Raw genomic sequence first — 16,806 nt, forward strand, 5'->3', positions numbered from 1 at the left:
CACCGTGGACGATTTTGTCTCATCTTTACATACTGATCTGTCTAGTAGTACTGTCAACGAGGTGACTGATAATAAAATTCCTTCCGCCGCTCCGGCGATTGCGATCGTGGGCGCGGGTCCGCGCGGCGTCTCGCTCGTCGAGCGCCTGGGTGCCTACCTGCGCGAGCCTGCCTACGCGGGACGTGCGGTGGAGCTCCACATCATCGATGACGCTCAGGTTGGCTCCGGCCGCATCTGGAACACGGAACAGACCCGTACGCTGTGCATGAACACGCTGGCCGGCGCCGTGACGCTCTTTACCGAGCCGGGCTCCACGGTGGGTGCGCCGGTGCTTGAAGGCCCTACGATGTTCGAGTGGATTCAGGCGCTGCGCGGCGAGGAAATTCCGGCCGCGAAGGCCGCGCTCGTGGAGCGTTACCCCGCGCACGTACCGGATGAATTTAAAGCCGAGCTGGATGCCACTGTGCCGGAGTCGAACCCGTCGCGCGCGCTCTACGGCGAGTACATCGCGTGGGTCTTCGAGGTCGCGCTGGGCGAGCTGCCGGAGACGGCGACGGTGGAGCGCCACGCAGCCCGCGCGGTGCGCCTGACTGAGAGCGACGGCGTGGACGGCATCGAGCTCTCCGACGGCACGCGCATTGAAGCCGCGACAACCGTCATAGCCTCGGGCTGGACGACGCCTGCGCTGAACGCGGAGGAGCGCGCGCTCGCGGCTGCGGAGATTGAGTGGGTCGCGCCGGCCAACCCGGTGGAGCAGAACCTGAGCGCCGTGCCTGCGGGCGAGGACGTGCTCGTGCGTGGCTTGGGCATGGGCTTCTTCGACGTCATGGCGCGCCTCACCATGGACCGCGGCGGCCGCTTCATTGAGGATGACTCGGCGCGCGCCGGGCTGCGCTACATCGCATCCGGCCGCGAGCCGCGCCTTATCGTCTCCTCGGGCCGCGGCTACCCGTACTTGCCGAAGAGCGAGTATCACTCGCTGCCGCCCAAGGCGAACCTTGAGCGCCTGCGTACGACCATCGCGGATAACCAGGTGGAGGCGGGCTCCAACTCGCTCAACTTTGGCCGAGTGCTGTGGCCGGCGCTCGTGCGCGATGCGTTTGCGGAGTACTACCGCACGCTCGCCGAGGTACGCCCCGAGGCGCTCACCGTCCCGCTCGCCGAGATTCTCGCGACCATTGACGAGGACCTGCCCGTCGACCAGTTCGACGCGACGGTCACCCCGGCCGCGCTCGAGGCCAAGCTTGGCCGTGCCACCTCCGAGCCCTTTGTTCTTACCGACTGGTTCTACCCGCTCGCCGGCACCGAAGGCATGACGCGCGAGGAGCTCACCGCACATATTGCAACGGGCATGGAACGCGACATCGCGGAGGCCGTCGCCGCGCGTCGCTCGCCGCTCAAGGCGGGCCTGTGGGCGATCTCTGCGGGCCGCAAGCCCTCGTCCATCGCAGGCTCGAATGGACGGTTCTGCTGGGACTCGCGCTCGGGATCCTTCAACCAGTTCATGGCGCTAGGGCAGATGGTGGGCTCGGGCCCGCCGCTGTTCCGTACGCGTGAGCTCCTCGCGCTCGTCGATGCCGGGCTGGTCACGTTTCTCGGCGCACGCCCAGCCTTGGCGCTCGCCGACGGTGAGGTGACGCTCACGGCGGGGACGAAGGCGGCATCGGCAAGCGTGCTCATTGATGCGTGGATGCACGGCCCGGACGTGCGGCACCGCGCGGACCCGCTCACGCTGTCGCTGGGGGAGCGCGTGCGGCCGTTCGTGGATGACGGGCAGGAGACCGGTTCGCCGGAGACGACGCACGAGCGCCGGACCGTGCACGCGGACGGCGCGGTGGACGAGCGCCTGCACGTCGTGGGCATTCCGACGTACGCGCAGTGGCCGGATACGACGATTTCGCCGATGCCGGGCACAGACCCGCTCATGCTGCAGGAAACCGACCGCACCGCGGCGGACCTGCTCGCGCTTATTTAGTCGCGGCCGAGGGCGGCGCGCTGCGCGAGCTCGAGGCGCGGGCGGACCTGGACCTCGGTGAGTTGGGTCGTGGGGCCGGCGTCGACGACGGCGCGGATGGCGCGGGCGACCTCGACCGGCGCGATGACGTGTTCCGGGTTGTAATCCTGCAGGCCCTGCAACATGGGTGTGTCCGTGGGGCCGGGCGCCACGGTGGAGACGCGAATATCGGGCTCGGCGAGGCGCAGGCCATCCGCGAGGGCGTAGAGCGCGTGCTTCGTTGCGGCATAGATGACGTTGTCTGCATAGGAGTGACGGCCCGCGCCCGAGTTGATGAAGACCACGGTACCGCCCGCTGCGCGCAGAGCAGGCAGGAGCAGGCGGGTGACCTCGGCGGGGGCGTGAACGTTGAGATCCATCTGCGCGCGCCAGTCCGCGGGGCGGGCCGAGTCGACCGAGAAGTGCTCGGCGCGGGCGGCGGCGTGGACGAGGACGTCGACGCGCTCGAGCTCCGGCAGCGGGAGGTCCTCGATATCGGCGACTAAGTCGATGGCGACGGGCGTGATGTTGTCGAGGCCCTCGAGCGCCTCGGCACGACGGCCCAGCGCGTAGACGTGGTGGGTGCGGGCCAAGTCCGCGATGATTTCGCGGCCCATGCCGCCGGTGGCTCCGGTTACTACTGCGATTTTATCCATGCGTACAACCCTAGCGGCGTGCGACCGCCGCGGCGCCATGTTCGAGCAACTGGCCGGACAGCTTCAGCAGCCTGGGCAGGGGCATCGCCTTGCCTGTAGTGACCCAGTGCCGGTCAAGGCCCACGGAGCTCGACACCATGAAATTGTTGACCATGGCCTGCTCCGCGGCGGGCAGATGCGCGAAAGGATTGAAGTGCTCTCGGTTATGCCGCAGGTTCGCCGCGTTCACCCGGTGCGCGAGCTCCGCTCCGGTCGAGGGCGCGACCAACGAAGGGCTCGAGCCGGTCGCGGATGCGGAGTACGACGCGCTCTAAAACCGCATGCAAAAGGCGCGCTTCCCGTTGCGGGAAGCACGCCTTTGAGCGTGTGAACTAGGCCTCGCGGTGAGCGGCGGCCTTGTCGAAGACAGGAAAGAAGCCGTCCTCGCCGTAGTTCTCGAGCGGCGGCAGGTTGTTGAGGGTTTCCATGTCGGCGTCCGAAATCTCGAACTCGACGTCGGCGTTGGAGTCGATGCGCTCGTGGTCGCGGACTTGGGCAGGGAGATAAGCCCCAGCTTATTTAGGGACTCGGTAATCGACGCGAGGGCGGTGTTGTGGTCTTTGATCTCTCCCTGGATCTTGGTGGTGACACAAAGTTCTTCGCGCGGGCGATGCTACGGCCTACACCCGCCTCGTTGCCGTACGCCTGTGCGGTGTCGATGTGGCGGTAACCGTGTGCGATGGCGTGGTAGACGGGCTCGACGACAGCGTCGTCATCGATAAGTCAGGTGCCTAGTTCGAGCTGGGGATGGTGTGATTGTCGTTGAGTGTGAGCGTCTGGTCGAACATGGGTGTATTCTGCGCTGAGGAACGGGGAACCGCATGACGCTGAGCATGCTTTTCGAACAGTAGTTTGCACATGTCGGGCGGGTGAATAAACTGTGTTGCGTGACTGGATCAGGTGTTCGAAAGCTCGGCGAGGACAAAGCGTCCCGCGTCGCGGCTTTGCGCGCCCAGGTTGCGGCCATGGAGTCTGGATCGGCGCTGGCGGGAAGCGGTGCGGCGGCTCGCGTGCTGCGTGCTGTGCCCGACGCGGAACCGCCGGTCGAGGGCGCTGACCTGCTGGAAGTGGGCGGCGATTTGGCGCGCTTGTTGCCGGGTGGCGGGCTGGAGCGCCGTGCGGTCACGGAGTTGAACGACTGTCCGGCGCTCGCAGTGGAACTGCTTGCGCGGGTTACGCGGGCGGGTGGGTTCGCCGCTGTTGTGGGGTGGCCCGAACTCTCTCTCGCACGGGTGATCGACGAGGGGGAAGCGGCGCGGATCATCGCGGTGCCGGACCCGGGTGCGCAGCCGTGGGAGGCCACGAGCGTGCTCGTTGAGGGTCTCGATCTTGTCATCCATCACGGCGCGGCCGCGGAGCTCAGCCCTACGCGGGCGCGCCCCATCTTAGCGAAGCTGCGTGCGGGGCATGCGGCGCTCGTCACGGTAGGCCCGCACCTGCCGGGCGCGCGGTTGACGTTGCGCGGTGAGGTGACGACCTACCGGGGCATCGGCCGCGGGGCGGGACGCATTCGCGGTGTGGACCTTGCGGTGACGGCGCGGACGAAGCGGGGCGAGCAGCGCGGCACCGTAACCGCCGGGCAGCGGCGCCGTTTGGAGCTCGTATGAGCGCGCCAGCAGTGCGCAGAAAGCGGCATGGCTCGCGCGCGGCGGGCATGCGTGTTGCGGCGCTGTGGTTTCCGGATTGGCCGGTGCAGGCCGCGGACTTGGACGAGGAGGTGGCGCCGGGCGTGGTTGCGGGGCCGGTGGCGGTGGCGGCGAACCATCACGTCGAGGTGTGCAACGGACCGGCGCGCGGGGCCGGCGTGCGGCGTGGCATGCGCGTGCGTCAGGCACAGGCGGTGTGCCCGGAGCTGGTCGTCCTCGATGCAAACCCGGAGCGTGACGGCGCGGTCTTTGGGGCGATTGCGGACTCGCTCGATGACGTGGCGTCCTCGGTGGAGATCCTGCGGCCGGGGCTGGTGATCGTGGACCTCGCGGCGGCGGGTGCGTTCCATGGTGGGGAAGATCGCGCGTTGGAGATGCTCATCGACGCCACCGCACGCGCGGGTGTGGATTGTCTTGTGGGCGCGGCGGACGAGATTGCCACGGCGCTCATCGCGGCTCGGCATGCCGGGCGCGGCGCGGTTGTCGCGGCGGGCGAGTCGCGGGAGTTTCTCGCGGGTGAACCGGTGGGCGTGCTCATCGCGGAAGCAGCGCTGGGCGTGGATGCGCGGCTCGTGGAACAACTGGGCAAGCTTGGCGTGCGACGTTTGGGCGAGCTCGCCGGGCTGCCGCGCGGGCAGGTTGTCACGCGCTTTGGACAGGCGGGTGCGAAGGCCCAGTCCATCGCGCAAGCCACGCCCGACCGTCGTGTCGCGCCGGAGCTGGCGGTCACGGAGCTGCGCGTGGGGCTTACCCCGGAAGAGCCCATCGAGCGTGTCGATGCCGCTGCATTCGCCGCGCGCCAACTCGCCAGCTTGTTGCATGGCAAGCTCGACGCGGCGGGACTCGTGTGCGTGCGCCTCGAGGTCGTCGCGGAGTTCACGAGCGGCCAGCGCCTGGAACGCGTGTGGCGCACGCGCGAGGCCTTGGATGAGGAAGCGACGGCCAACCGGGTGCGCTGGCAGCTTGATGGGTGGCTGAGCACGGCGCGGGCGGCGGAGGCTGGGGGCATCGGAAGGCTGGAGCTTGTTCCGGTGGAAGTAGCGCCGCCGGAGGCGGGTGAGCTCTTTGGCGCGCGGACGAGCGATGAGCAGGTGCGGCGCGCGGTGGCGCGCGTACAGTCGCAGCTGGGCGTGGATAAAGTGCTGGTCCCGCGGCCGGCGGGCGGGCGCGGCGTGGCTGAGCGCGTGGAATTCGTGCCCTATGGCGAGGCGCGCGACCCGGCGCCACGGGGCACGTGGCCGGGCCGGATTCCGGGGCCGCTGCCGGCGCGGCTGGGTGGCGGCATGAACCATCCTGCTTCGCGTTTTTACCTGGTGAGCGCGAAAGATGAGCCGGTTATCGTTACGGCGGAGGCGGAGCTCAACGCCGAGCCCTATGCCGCGAAGTGGGGCGCGTACGTCTACCGCGTGGCGGGCTGGGCAGGGCCCTGGCCCGTGGATGCACAATGGTGGACGGCGGAGCCGGGAAGCCGAGTGGCGCGGCTGCAGCTCGTGGGACAAGCCGACGGCGAGGAGGTGCAGCGGGCGTGGCTGCTGTACTTCGCGCGCGGGGCGTGGCGTGTGGAGGCGGCCTATTTTTAGGACAGGATGTCGATGACCAGGCGCGTGGGTTCTTCGAGAGCCTGCACGGAGTAGGCGTGCTGGCCCTTGAGCCCGATGAAGAATTGGGAGCGGCCCTCAAAGGTGCCGACGGGAACGACTTGGGTGATAAAACCGCCGTGGCCGTCCGTGGTCTTCAGGCCGGGGTCGTCGTGGCCTACCTCGAAGGGGAGGACGGTGCCGTCGATGTTGACGTTGAGGGCGGCGTCGCCGTCGACCTTGACGGTGTTGCCGGAGCCCTGCTGCGTGGGGCGGTCCGTAAAGTCGATGAACCAGCCCGGCGTGCCGGTGCCTTCGAGATCAAAGACGACGCGCTCGAAGCCCTCGTGCTTGCCCGTGCGGATATTGGTGACGAGCAGCTGACTAGGCGCGCCGGGGCGCTCCGTCTTGAGGGTGGTGTTGGCGTCTCCCAAGGGAGTGAGTCCGGCGCCGGTATTCCCGGACTCGGCGGACGCGGCCATCGTCTTCAGCGTGGTGCTGGCAGACGAGGCCTCGTGTGCGGCCGGAGTGCTGGTGGGAGCGGCGGAGCATGCGGTGAGAGCCAGGACGCAGGCGGCGCCGAGAGCACACGCGAGTGCGGCGGACGGAGTGGCCTGAGAGGGATGCATTCCTCCACCGTAAAGGTTCACTGGAGAAAGCGAAAATTACTATCGTGAGAAAGCACATTTCTTAACCGGATTGTTGTCAAAGCTATGCTGGGGGACATGACTTCCACGCACAACTTGTGCTCCGACGCGTACCTGCACGGCGATCCGGAGCCGCTGCCCGGTACCGCGAAGCAAGAGTCCGTCTATGTTCTCTTTGAACAGCCAGGCCGGTGGTCGCACGACATTATGGACGGCCACACGTTTGGCGAGGAGCTCACGGCGCAACTCAAAGCGAAGATGAAGGGCCAGGCTGGCCTGCAGCTCATTCGCCTGCCAGGTCGTGAGGGCCGTGACGTCGGTAAGTTGCACCGTTGCTACCTCGTGTGGGCGAAGGAGCAGGTGATGGAGCTGCTCCTGCTGGAAAAGCCGGAAGACATGCTCGACCTGGATCTCACCGGTCCGGGCCGCAATGGCGGCGAGCCTGTCGATACCCCCTTGGTGCTGGTATGCACGCACGCCAAGCGCGACCAGTGCTGCGCTATCAAGGGCCGTCCGCTCGCTGCGGCGCTCAACGAGGAATTCCCCGGCAAGATGGTCTGGGAAGCCTCGCATATGAAGGGTCACCGCTTCGCGCCGACGCTGCTGCTTATGCCGTGGGCGTACTCCTTTGGCCGGCTCAATGAGGAGGCGGCGCGCCAGATGACGCGTGCGGCGCTGCGCGGCGAGATGTTTGTTCCCGCCAATCGCGGCTCCGGCCTGCTGCCCCCGCGCGGGCAGGTGGCGGAGCTGGCTGTCGCGGCCATGCTCACGGGGCTGCACTACGGCGAACTCGAGGTGGTAGACCCCGGCGAGGGTGCCGTCACCGTGCGCCACCCGGATGGGCGTGCGTGGCGTGTGACGCTTACCCAGCGCGAGGTTTACGGGATTGTCTCCTCGTGTGGGGACGAGCTGAAGACGTCGCAGGCGTGGGTCGCGGATTCCGTAGAGACGCTCTAGAACGAAGCGCGGCCCCGTCCTCGTGTGAGGGCGGGGCCACGCGCATGCGCGGGGACTTAGCGGCGCATGATCTTGGCGGAGAGCCAGTTGCCGAAGAACTGGGCTGCTTGGACCATGACGATGATGATAAGCGTCGCGACGACGGTGACTTCCCAGTCGAAGGAGCGGTAACCGTAGACGATGGCGAAGTCACCCAGGCCGCCGCCGCCCACGTAACCGGCCATCGCGGACATGTCGATGATGCCGATGAAGAGGAAGGCGTAGCCGAGGACCAGCGGGCCGAGGGCCTCGGGGACGATGACGGAAGTGATGATCTTCCAGGGGCTCGCCCCCATGGCGCGGGCGGCCTCAATAACGCCCGGGTCAATAGCCATGAGGTTTTGCTCGACGATGCGCGCCACGGCGAAGGTCGCAGCGATGACCATGACGAAGGTCGCGGGGTTACGGCCGATAGACCCGCCCATGACGGCAACGGTGAGCGGCTGGACGAAGGCCAGCAAAATGATGAACGGGATAGGGCGGACGAAGTTCACCGCGACGTTGATGAGGAAATAGATGAACTTGTTTTGCAGGATTCCGCCGGGGCGGGTGGTATAGAGCAGGACGCCCAACGCCAGGCCCAGGATGCCCGCCACGAGAAGCGTGACGGAGACCATGATGAGCGTGTCGACGATGGCGGTGACGAGGGTATCGCCTAGGCGATCCCAGTCTGCGGCGAGGGTGGTGACGGTCATCGCTGAATCTCCTCAATGTCGGTGGTGCGGGCAAGCGTGGCGTAGAACTCCTCGATGGCGGCGTCGGGGCCGTTGAGGCGGACCGTCACCTTGCCAAAGGAATGCCGCTGCAGCGTCGTGATGCCGCCGTGGACGATGGCGATGGTCACTCCAGCTTCGGCGAGCTTCGCCGCGGCGGTAAAGAATCCGGAGTGTTCGGTGAGGTTGACGGTAAACAGGCGTCCCTCGTGGGCGAGTAGGTCATCGGCCTCGACGAGGTCCGGGGTATTGCGCAGCGAGGTTGACACGAACTTCGCGGCGGTGTCCGTCTGCGGGTGCGAGAAAACCTCGTAGACCGAGCCGTTTTCGACGACGCGGCCGTTTTCCATGACCACGACGTGGTCCGCGATGGAACGCACGACCTCCATCTCGTGAGTGATGACGACGATGGTGATGCCTAGTTCCTTGTTGACGCGGCGCAGGAGTTCGAGGACCTCGTGCGTCGTGGTGGGGTCGAGGGCGCTCGTCGCCTCGTCTGCGAGCAGCAGGGAGGGGTTGACCGCAAGCGCACGAGCGATGCCCACGCGCTGCTTCTGGCCGCCGGAGAGCTGCTCCGGGTAGTTGCCGCCCTTATCGGCCAAGCCGACGAACTCGAGAAGTTCCTTGACGCGCTTGGTGCGCTCGGCCTTGGGCATGCCCGCCAGCTGCAGCGGGTATTCGATATTGCCTGCCGCGGTGCGGGAGGTGAGCAGGTTGAACTGCTGGAAGATCATGCCGATGTCGCGGCGGATGGTGCGCAGCTTCTTCTCCGGCAGGCCCACGATGGATGTGCCGTCGAGGAGCACGTCACCGGAGGTGGGCGTGTCGAGGGCGTTGATCATGCGCACGAGCGTGGACTTACCGGCACCGGAGTAGCCGATGATGCCAACGATCTGTCCGGGCTCGATGGCGAAGCTGACGTCCTGCAACGCGGCGGTTTCGGTCTTCTTGTTCTTGAAGACCTTGCTCAAGTTGCGGAACTCGACGCGCGTGCCGTGGCGTTGCGGCAAAGATGTGGTCACGAGTGGGGTCCTTTATGGGTTCAAACTATGGGTGTTCTTGTCGGGCTTTGAGTGTGCCCGACGCGGCTGACAATGTTGACTGCAGCGTCACTACAGCGTCTGCTGCACCGTATTTAACAAGAAGACGGTGGTGAAAAGGGGCGCGACCCCCGGTGCGTGCGCAGGGAGCCGGGGGTGCGGGAGTGAAAGGGGAAGGGGAGAGGGGGCGGGACTAGAGCTGCTCAGTGAGACGGTCGACGATGGCCTTGAGCTCCTCCGGGGTGCGCTCGACCTCAACCGAGGTGCCCTTGGAGTCCTCGGAGACGGCTGCCTGGACGGCATCGGAATGCCAGACCTCGGCGAGCTTGGTGATGTTTTCGTTGGTGGCGTCCTCGGCGCGAACGACGAAGGCGTTGATGTAGGGCTCGGCCTCTTCGGAGTTTGGGTCATCCTGGAAGACGGAGGTCGTCGGGTCGATGCCGGCGCGGTCGAGGAACGAGTTATTGATGATCGCCGGGGTGCCCTCGCCGTAGGCGGCCGGGGTCTGGGCGGCATCGACGGCGGTGACCTTCACCTTGGAGGCGCCCTCGTCGATATCGGCGATGGCCGGGGTAATGAGGCCTTCCTTCTTCAGCTTGACCAGGTCAGCCTGGACGAGCACGTTGATGGCGCGGCCCTGGTTGGTGGAGTCGTTCGGGATAACGATTTCCTGGCCCTCGATGCCGTCGAGGGAGTCGTGGTCCTTCCAGAACAGGGCGAGCGGAACGATCTCGGTGGCGACGATCGGCACGAGGTCGGTGCCGTTGGCCTTGTTGTACTCGGAGAGGAACTTGAGGTGCTGGAAGTTGTTGGTATCCAGGGCGCCCTGGTCGAGGGCCTGGTTCGGGGTGGTGTAATCCGAGAAGTTCTGGATTTCGACCTTGAAGCCTTCCTTCTTAGCTTCGTCCTCGAAGGCGGCCCAGGCCTTCTTGGAGGCATCCGTCGTGCCGACCTTGATGGTGGGGTTATCGCCGGAGGCGGAATCCGACGAATCGGAGGAAGAGCAGGCGGCGAGGCCGGTGGCGGAAATGGCCACGGCGGCGGTGGTGGCGAGAACGCGACGGAGGAACATGATGGAGACTTTCTTACTTGGGGTAATTTGCTGTTGCTCAACGTAGCAACGAACGAACCGCTTTGTCTATCCCGGGTCGGACGAACGGAAAGTTTTGATTGGAACGAGTTTTCGAAATATCATGTGGCGCATGAGGTTCAATGGAGGCGAGGCGCTGCCGTGGTCACGCGTGGAGCGCATCCTGTCCGGCCGCCCTGGGCCTACGCCCGTGCCTGCCGATGCCCCCTCGGCGCTCGAGGTGGCTCTCGCCGGGGCTTCCGATGCCGCCGCGCGGGGCCGCGCGCAGGGTCCCGCCTTTGCGGAGCTCCATGCCGTTTCGTCCTACTCTTTCCTTGACGGTGCCTCGGAACCAGAGGATATGGTTGCCCGCGCGCTGGAGCTGGGGCTCTCGGGGCTCGCGATCCTGGATAGGGACGGTTTTTATGGCCTTATGAAGTTTGTGGAAGCCGCAGCGGAGGCGGGTTTACCGGCGGTCTATGGCGTGGAGCTCTCGGTCGAGCGGGCGCCTGGCGACACGGCGCGCGGCACGCGGCCGGTGGGGATTGTGGCGACGGAAGGCCGGCGGCTCACGGTGCTCGCGCGCACGCCGGAGGGGTACCGGCGGCTGAGTCGACTCGTCGCCCGCGCGCGCATGGATGCGCGCGCAAAAGGCGAGGTTGCCTACCCGCCGCTCGAGGCGATTCTGGACGATCTGGGGGAGGAATGTCTCTATCTTCTGGGCCACGAGTGGATTGACTCTTTCGATATCTTTAGCGAAAGAATAAAAATAGACAGCTTGGTTTTGGAGTATGTCTGCGAGCAGCTGCCGGAGGACGCGGACCGCCACGCGGCGCTCGACGAGCTGCGCGACCGTCGGCCCGGGCTGCGCGCCATCGCGACGGCGCGGCCCGCGGCGGCGACCCGCGATCGCGCGCGGCTGGCCGGTGCAAAGCGGGCGCTTGCGCGCCGCAACTCCGTGGGCGAGGCGGAGCCTAATGCGCATCCCATGGGGGCGAGCTGGATGCGCGGCGGAGCGCAGATGGCGAAACTGCTGCCGGGGCGCCCCGAGCTGCTCGCGGAAACGCTGCGCGTGGTGGAGGAGTGCTCCTTTACGTGGACCTCGCTCGCCCCGCGTCTGCCGGACTATGGCGTGCCGGAGGGGCACACGGAGATGTCCTGGCTCGAGCACCTCACGTGGGAACGTGCCGAAGTCCGCTACGCTTCGCGTGACGCCGATATTAGGGAACGGGCGTGGACGCAGATCGAGTATGAGCTGGGGGTCATCGAGAAGCTCGGCTTCCCAGGCTACTTCCTCATCGTCTGCGACCTCGTGGACTTCTGTAAGAAGACGAATATCCTGTGTCAGGGTCGCGGCTCGGCGGCGAATTCCGCAGTGTGCTTCGCGTTGGGCATCACCAACGCCGAGCCGATTTCCGCGGGCCTGCTCTTCGAGCGCTTTCTCTCGCCGGACCGTGACGGCCCGCCCGATATCGATATCGACATCGAGTCAGGGCGGCGCGAAGAAGTCATCCAGTATGTCTACGAGTCACACGGGCGCGAGCGCGCGGCGCAGGTCGCCAACGTCATTACGTACCGGCGCAAGGGCGCCACGCGCGACGCGGCCCGCGCGCTGGGCTACCCGCAGGGCACCGCGGACGCATGGGCCAAGGGCAAGGGCGAGCCGCCGGAGAACGTGCGGCAGCTTGTGGAACAATTCAAGGGACAACCGCGGCACCTGGGCATTCACTCCGGTGGCATGGTGCTGTGCGACCGGCCGATTTCGGACGTCGTGCCCATGGAGTGGGCGCGCATGGAAGCTCGCTCGGTCCTGCAATGGGATAAGGATGACTGCGCGGCGGCGGGGCTCGTGAAGTTCGACCTACTGGGCTTGGGCATGCTGGAAGCTCTGCATCACATGCTCGATCTGGTGGAGGAAACGACCGGACGCGTGGTCAACCTGTGGGAGCTGGACCTCGCGGACGGGGAAGTCTACGACATGCTCTGCCGCGCGGATGCTGTGGGTGTGTTCCAGGTTGAGTCGCGCGCGCAGCTGTCCACGCTGCCGCGCCTGAAACCGCGGCGCTTTTTTGACCTCGTGGTGGAGGTGGCGCTCATCCGACCGGGCCCCATCCAGGGCGGCTCGGTGCACCCGTACCTGCGCCGCCGCGATGGGATTGAGCCGGTGACGTATGAGCACCCGGTGCTCGAGAAGTCGCTGGGCAAGACACTGGGCATTCCGCTGTTCCAAGAGCAGCTCATGCAGATTGCTGTCGACGCTGCGGGATTTTCCGGTGCGGAGGCCGACAGCCTGCGCCGCGCGATGGGCTCCAAGCGCTCGCCGGCGAAGATGGCGGCGTTGCGCGACCGCTTCTACACCGGCCTGCGCGAGACCAACGGCATCACGGGGCAGACCGCGGACACGCTGTGGAACAAGATTGTGGCGTTTGCGGCTTACGGCTTCCCGGAGTCGCACTCGCAGTCTTTCGCCTCGCTCGTCTATTTCTCGGCGTGGTTCAAGCGTTACTATCCGGCGCAGTTCTGCGTTGGCCTGCTGCGCGCGCAGCCCATGGGCTTTTACTCGCCGCAATCGCTGATCCAAGACGCGCGGCGGCACGGGATTTCGATCTTGCCGGTGGACGTCAATGCGTCGGGCAAGGAAGCCCGCGTCGTGCCGGTCGAAGGCTCTGCCAGCGGCTTTGGCATCCGCGTGGGCCTCAACCTGGTCAAAGGCTTGGGTGGGAAGGCTGCGGAGCGGGTGGAGGCGGCATCGGCAAGCGCGGCGTTTGTGGATATCTCAGACCTTGCACGCCGGGCGGACCTTAATGTCGAGCAGGTCGAGGCGCTTGCGACCGCGGGCGCGCTGGATTGCTTCGGCGTGGACCGCCGCCAGGCGCTGTGGCAGGCGGGCGTGGCCGCGACGGAACGCACCGGGATGTTGCCGGGGCTCTCCGCGATTGAGGCGCCGTCGCTGCCGGGGATGAGCGCGTTCGAGCTCATGGCCACGGACATTGCGGCGACCGGGGTGACGGCTGACCATCAGCCCATGGATTTCGTGCGCGCGAACCTAGAACTGCACGGCGTGCTCACGGCGCGCGACCTCAAGCGTGTGGAGGATGGCTCGCGCGTGCGGATCGCGGGGATTGTCACGCACCGCCAGCGGCCGCAGACCGCGTCCGGCGTGACCTTCTTTGGACTGGAAGACGAGACGGGGTTGCTCAACGTCATGGTGACGCCCGGGCTGTGGGCGCGGCATAAGACGCTCGCGCGCACGGCGCGGGCGCTCGTCGTGCGCGGCATCGTGCAGAATGCCTCGGGGGCGGTGACCGTGGCCGCGGACAAACTCGAGCCACTCGAATTATCCGAGTGGCTCTCAAGGGGGTCGCGGGACTTTAGATAGTGGCGGGTGTAGAGTCGGCGCGCTCGTCTGCGCTCATGCCCAGCGAGATGGTGCCGAGCTGGGTTAGCGAGACTCCAAACATAAGCACGCCAGCGAGCATGCCCGCGGAGCGGAGTACTTCTGGCCACGGGATGTCTGAACCAGTGAGATTGAGGAGCGGGAGGAATAGCAGCGCTACCATAAGTCCGCCCAGAACGAAGAGAGCGAAGCTCAACGAATGGGGGCGCGCGCGATCGATGCGTGCACGCTGGTATTCGTCCGCGAAACCGGGATCCGAATTGTCTTTGCCAATAGTCTTTTGGAGACCTCCAATCGCCACCAACATGAGGATTATGCCAAAGACCCAGAGATAAATGGCCCACTCTATCTCGAGGGAATTGAGCGCGACTGCAACAAGTAGCGGGACGAGGGAAACAAGTGCAAGGTGCAAGAAGTTCTGACGTGACATGGTCGTTTCCTTTGAACTAGGCGGGATGGGGTTATTCGGAGGAGATGAGCTCGTCGCGGTTGATTTTTCCGGCGAGGGAGCGGGTGACGGTGAAGGGGACAAAGGCGAGCTGGGCGCAGATGAGCTTGAAGTAGATGTGCGCGACGAAGACGCCGTCCATGAAGCCGGTGAGGCGGGCGCTGACCGCGATGAGGCCGGTAACGATGAGGAGCCCGATGCTCGCCATGAGCGCAGCGCGGAGACCATCGTTGCGGGCCTCGGCGAGGCGCTGGAGCTCGTACTCGTCGAGTGCCTCGGGGCGCGAGCCACAGGGACGGGCATTCGGGGCAGAAGCAATGTGTCTGTATTTAGGGAAACTGCAGCGTTTGGGTGTGTGCGCTGCAGATTTTCGTTAGCCTGAATGGGTAAGGAGTTAGTAGACCAATCATGGAAAAGCTTTCACGCAATGAATAGAGACAGCAGTAAGAAAAATTCTGACGGCGTCTCGGGGGTCTCGAATTCCTCCGGTGACCAAGCCGATGACCGCGCGTCGAACTTTGAACGCAACGCGCACGCCAGCCCGCGGGCCGATGCCCACGGGCTGAAACCAGCGACCACGGTGGAGCCCACCGTGGCGGACCGCAGCCGCACGCGCACCGCCAAGCGGATTCTCAAAGACATCATTTATCCGCACAATATCCACCCGGCGCTGGTGCCTGGCGTGTCCATCGACTCACAGAAAGTGCGCTACGGCGTGGATAAACCCATCCTCTTCGTCGTGGGTGGCCTCATCATCGCCTTCGTCGTCTGGGGTGTGGCCAAGCCACAACAGGTCTTTGACATCTCGTCTACGGCTCTGACCTGGGTCATGCACAACTTCGGGTGGGTCTTCACCACGCTCGCCGCCGGACTCTTGTTCTTCCTGCTCTACCTCGCGGTGTCGAAGTACGGGCGCATCCCGCTTGGCGTCGACGGCGAGGACGTCGAATACTCGACGGTGAGCTGGGCGGCGATGCTCTTCGGTGCCGGGATCGGCATCGGCATCATCTTCTTCGGTCCGTTCGAGCCGCTCACGTACTACCTCTCGCCGCGGCCGGGCGCTTATGAGGCGGCATCGGAAGAAGCAATCATGGGTTCGCTCGCCCAGGCTGCCATGCACTGGGGCATCAACGCGTGGGCCATCTACGCCGTGGTCGGCCTCGCCGTCGCGTACGTGTCCTATCGGCGCGGACGCGTGCCGCTCATGAGCTCCATCCTCATGCCGCTGTTCGGTGCGAAATCCACAGACTCGTGGCAGGGCCGCATCATTGATGGTCTGGCTATTATCGCCACGCTCTTCGGTACCGCGGCCTCCCTGGGCATCGGCGCCATGCAGATCTCCCAGGGCGTCACAGTCGTCTCTGGGTGGTCACCGACGGGCAACGCGCTCGCCATCGGCATCATCGTTGTCTTGTCCATTGGCACCATCATCTCCGCCGTGTCCGGCGTTGCCAAGGGCGTGCGCTGGTTATCTAATATCAACCTGGCACTCGCGCTCGTCCTCGCTCTGTTCTTCTTTATTGTCGGCCCTACCGCGTTCCTCGCCAACGTGCTGCCCGCGACGATCATCGAGTACATCTCCAAGTCTCCGGAAATGCTCAGCGCGAATATGGGCCAGGGCGAGGACATGCAGGAGTTCCTGTCGAGCTGGACCACCTTCTACTGGGCTTGGTGGGTGTCCTGGTCGCCCTTCGTGGGCGTGTTCGTGGCGAAGATTTCGCGCGGGCGCACCATCCGTCAGTACGTCTTCGGCGTGCTGTTTATCCCGTCGTTTATCATCGTTGCGGCGTTTACCATTCTGGGCGGTACGACCATGTGGATACAGCGCACGCAGGGCACCATCGCGCCGGATGGCACGGCGGACTCCATGCCGGCTGCGGCGGAGATCTTCTTTATCGTGCTCGACCACCTGCCGGGCGCGCAGTTCATCGCACCGGTGGTCGTCGTCATGCTCGCCGTCTTCTTCATTACGACGGCGGACTCCGCGTCCCTGGTGAACTCCCAGCTTTCGCAGCGGGGCAACCCACATCCCAAGAAATGGGTGACCATCTTCTGGGTGGCGTGTATGGCGGGCATCGCCGTCGTTATCCTCGTCGCCGGTGGCCAGCAGGCGCTGCAGGGCCTGCAGAACTTCATCACCGTCACGGCGTTGCCGTTCGCGTTCATCATCGTGCTCATGGTCGTCGCTCTCATTCGTGAGCTGCGCTTTGATCCAGCCGTCATTCGCCAGTCTTACGAGGAACACGCACTTGCCAACGCCGTGGTTCAAGGCGTGCGCGAGCACGGCGACGACTTCGCGCTTGCCGTCGAGCCCACCGAGCCTGACTCGGAGTACGCGGCCGGCGCCGATTTCGACTCCACCTCGGAAGAAGCCACCGAGTGGTACGTGCGCACGGACGAGGAAGGCACGCCCATCCCCTACGACTACGAGGAGGGTGAGTACATCTCCGAAGAAGAAGCACGTGAGCGTGGGCACGCGGATATCCAGGACGTTGTCGAGGCGATGGGGGAGGATACCGCCGCGACTGACAGCGTCGCGGAGGAAGACTCTGGCAACCAGAAGTAGCGCGAAGAAAACACTGGCC

15 protein-coding genes are annotated in these 16,806 nt (G+C 65.6%); 6 read left to right on the top strand and 9 right to left on the bottom strand.

All coding sequences use genetic code 11. The features are described from left to right. The first annotated feature begins 61 nt into the window (after window positions 1-61). The gene (locus tag HMPREF0307_RS00525; protein WP_231724970.1) at window positions 62-1,975 is read left to right on the top strand and encodes an FAD/NAD(P)-binding protein; all 1,914 of its coding nucleotides are present in this window, start codon (window positions 62-64) and stop codon (window positions 1,973-1,975) included. On the opposite strand, the gene HMPREF0307_RS00530 is transcribed toward HMPREF0307_RS00525, so the two are convergent. From HMPREF0307_RS00530 to HMPREF0307_RS13505, 3 genes are all read right to left on the bottom strand, one after another. Next, window positions 1,972-2,649 (bottom strand): SDR family oxidoreductase, encoded by a 678-nt coding sequence (locus HMPREF0307_RS00530; protein ID WP_066484822.1) that lies wholly within the window; start codon window positions 2,647-2,649, stop codon window positions 1,972-1,974. The two genes, HMPREF0307_RS00525 and HMPREF0307_RS00530, sit on opposite strands and share 4 nt — an antisense overlap. A gap of 10 nt (window positions 2,650-2,659) precedes the next feature. Next, window positions 2,660-2,917 (bottom strand): hypothetical protein, encoded by a 258-nt coding sequence (locus HMPREF0307_RS12770; RefSeq protein WP_141628582.1) that lies wholly within the window; start codon window positions 2,915-2,917, stop codon window positions 2,660-2,662. Window positions 2,918-3,207: 290 nt separating this feature from the next. Beyond that, on the bottom strand, window positions 3,208-3,408 hold the full coding sequence (locus tag HMPREF0307_RS13505; protein WP_369799409.1) for an aldo/keto reductase: 201 nt from the start codon (window positions 3,406-3,408) through the stop codon (window positions 3,208-3,210). 482 nt (window positions 3,409-3,890) lie between these two features. Here HMPREF0307_RS13505 and HMPREF0307_RS13225 point away from each other — a divergent pair, with 482 nt between their 5' ends. Together HMPREF0307_RS13225 and HMPREF0307_RS00540 are read left to right on the top strand one after the other, a co-directional pair. Further along, entirely contained in the window at window positions 3,891-4,295 is a 405-nt protein-coding gene (locus tag HMPREF0307_RS13225) for a hypothetical protein (RefSeq protein WP_230383985.1), read from the top strand. Window positions 4,296-4,342: 47 nt separating this feature from the next. Then, on the top strand, window positions 4,343-5,914 hold the full coding sequence (locus HMPREF0307_RS00540; protein WP_066484827.1) for a Y-family DNA polymerase: 1,572 nt from the start codon (window positions 4,343-4,345) through the stop codon (window positions 5,912-5,914). Here HMPREF0307_RS00540 and HMPREF0307_RS00545 read toward each other — a convergent pair. After that, window positions 5,911-6,540 (bottom strand): AMIN-like domain-containing (lipo)protein, encoded by a 630-nt coding sequence (locus HMPREF0307_RS00545; RefSeq protein ID WP_066484829.1) that lies wholly within the window; start codon window positions 6,538-6,540, stop codon window positions 5,911-5,913. The genes HMPREF0307_RS00540 and HMPREF0307_RS00545 overlap by 4 nt on opposite strands. A gap of 96 nt (window positions 6,541-6,636) precedes the next feature. On the opposite strand from HMPREF0307_RS00545, the gene HMPREF0307_RS00550 reads away from it, so the two are divergent. Continuing rightward, window positions 6,637-7,515, top strand: coding sequence for a sucrase ferredoxin (locus tag HMPREF0307_RS00550; RefSeq protein ID WP_066485557.1), 879 nt, complete (start codon window positions 6,637-6,639; stop codon window positions 7,513-7,515). Between the two features lie 56 nt (window positions 7,516-7,571). Here the strand turns inward: HMPREF0307_RS00550 and HMPREF0307_RS00555 are convergent, their stop codons facing one another. The 3 genes from HMPREF0307_RS00555 to HMPREF0307_RS00565 all read right to left on the bottom strand — a co-directional run bounded on the left by HMPREF0307_RS00555 (window position 7,572) and on the right by HMPREF0307_RS00565 (window position 10,379). Next, window positions 7,572-8,249, bottom strand: a complete 678-nt coding sequence (locus HMPREF0307_RS00555) for a methionine ABC transporter permease (protein WP_066484832.1) — start codon at window positions 8,247-8,249, stop codon at window positions 7,572-7,574. Then, a complete protein-coding gene (locus tag HMPREF0307_RS00560) occupies window positions 8,246-9,289 on the bottom strand; it encodes a methionine ABC transporter ATP-binding protein (RefSeq protein WP_231724972.1) in 1,044 nt (347 codons plus the stop codon). Before HMPREF0307_RS00560 ends, HMPREF0307_RS00555 begins: the two co-directional genes overlap by 4 nt. 211 nt (window positions 9,290-9,500) lie before the next feature. Next, window positions 9,501-10,379: a MetQ/NlpA family ABC transporter substrate-binding protein gene (locus HMPREF0307_RS00565; protein WP_066484834.1), complete on the bottom strand. Its 879-nt coding sequence runs from the start codon at window positions 10,377-10,379 to the stop codon at window positions 9,501-9,503. Between the two features lie 130 nt (window positions 10,380-10,509). On the opposite strand from HMPREF0307_RS00565, the gene HMPREF0307_RS00570 reads away from it, so the two are divergent. After that, a complete protein-coding gene (locus HMPREF0307_RS00570) occupies window positions 10,510-13,755 on the top strand; it encodes an error-prone DNA polymerase (protein ID WP_066485563.1) in 3,246 nt (1,081 codons plus the stop codon). On the opposite strand, the gene HMPREF0307_RS00575 is transcribed toward HMPREF0307_RS00570, so the two are convergent. Next, window positions 13,748-14,203, bottom strand: a complete 456-nt coding sequence (locus tag HMPREF0307_RS00575) for a hypothetical protein (protein ID WP_066484837.1) — start codon at window positions 14,201-14,203, stop codon at window positions 13,748-13,750. The genes HMPREF0307_RS00570 and HMPREF0307_RS00575 overlap by 8 nt on opposite strands. Before the next feature lie 31 nt (window positions 14,204-14,234). Beyond that, complete coding sequence (locus HMPREF0307_RS00580) at window positions 14,235-14,429, bottom strand: hypothetical protein (RefSeq protein WP_066484840.1); 195 nt, start codon at window positions 14,427-14,429, stop codon at window positions 14,235-14,237. 219 nt (window positions 14,430-14,648) lie between these two features. Here HMPREF0307_RS00580 and HMPREF0307_RS00585 point away from each other — a divergent pair, with 219 nt between their 5' ends. Continuing rightward, window positions 14,649-16,787 (top strand): BCCT family transporter, encoded by a 2,139-nt coding sequence (locus HMPREF0307_RS00585; RefSeq protein ID WP_082723158.1) that lies wholly within the window; start codon window positions 14,649-14,651, stop codon window positions 16,785-16,787. Window positions 16,788-16,806 lie beyond the last annotated feature (19 nt).

The organism is Corynebacterium sp. DNF00584 (genome assembly GCF_001552965.1).
In the GTDB taxonomy this organism is placed as follows: Bacteria; Actinomycetota; Actinomycetes; order Mycobacteriales; family Mycobacteriaceae; genus Corynebacterium; species Corynebacterium phoceense.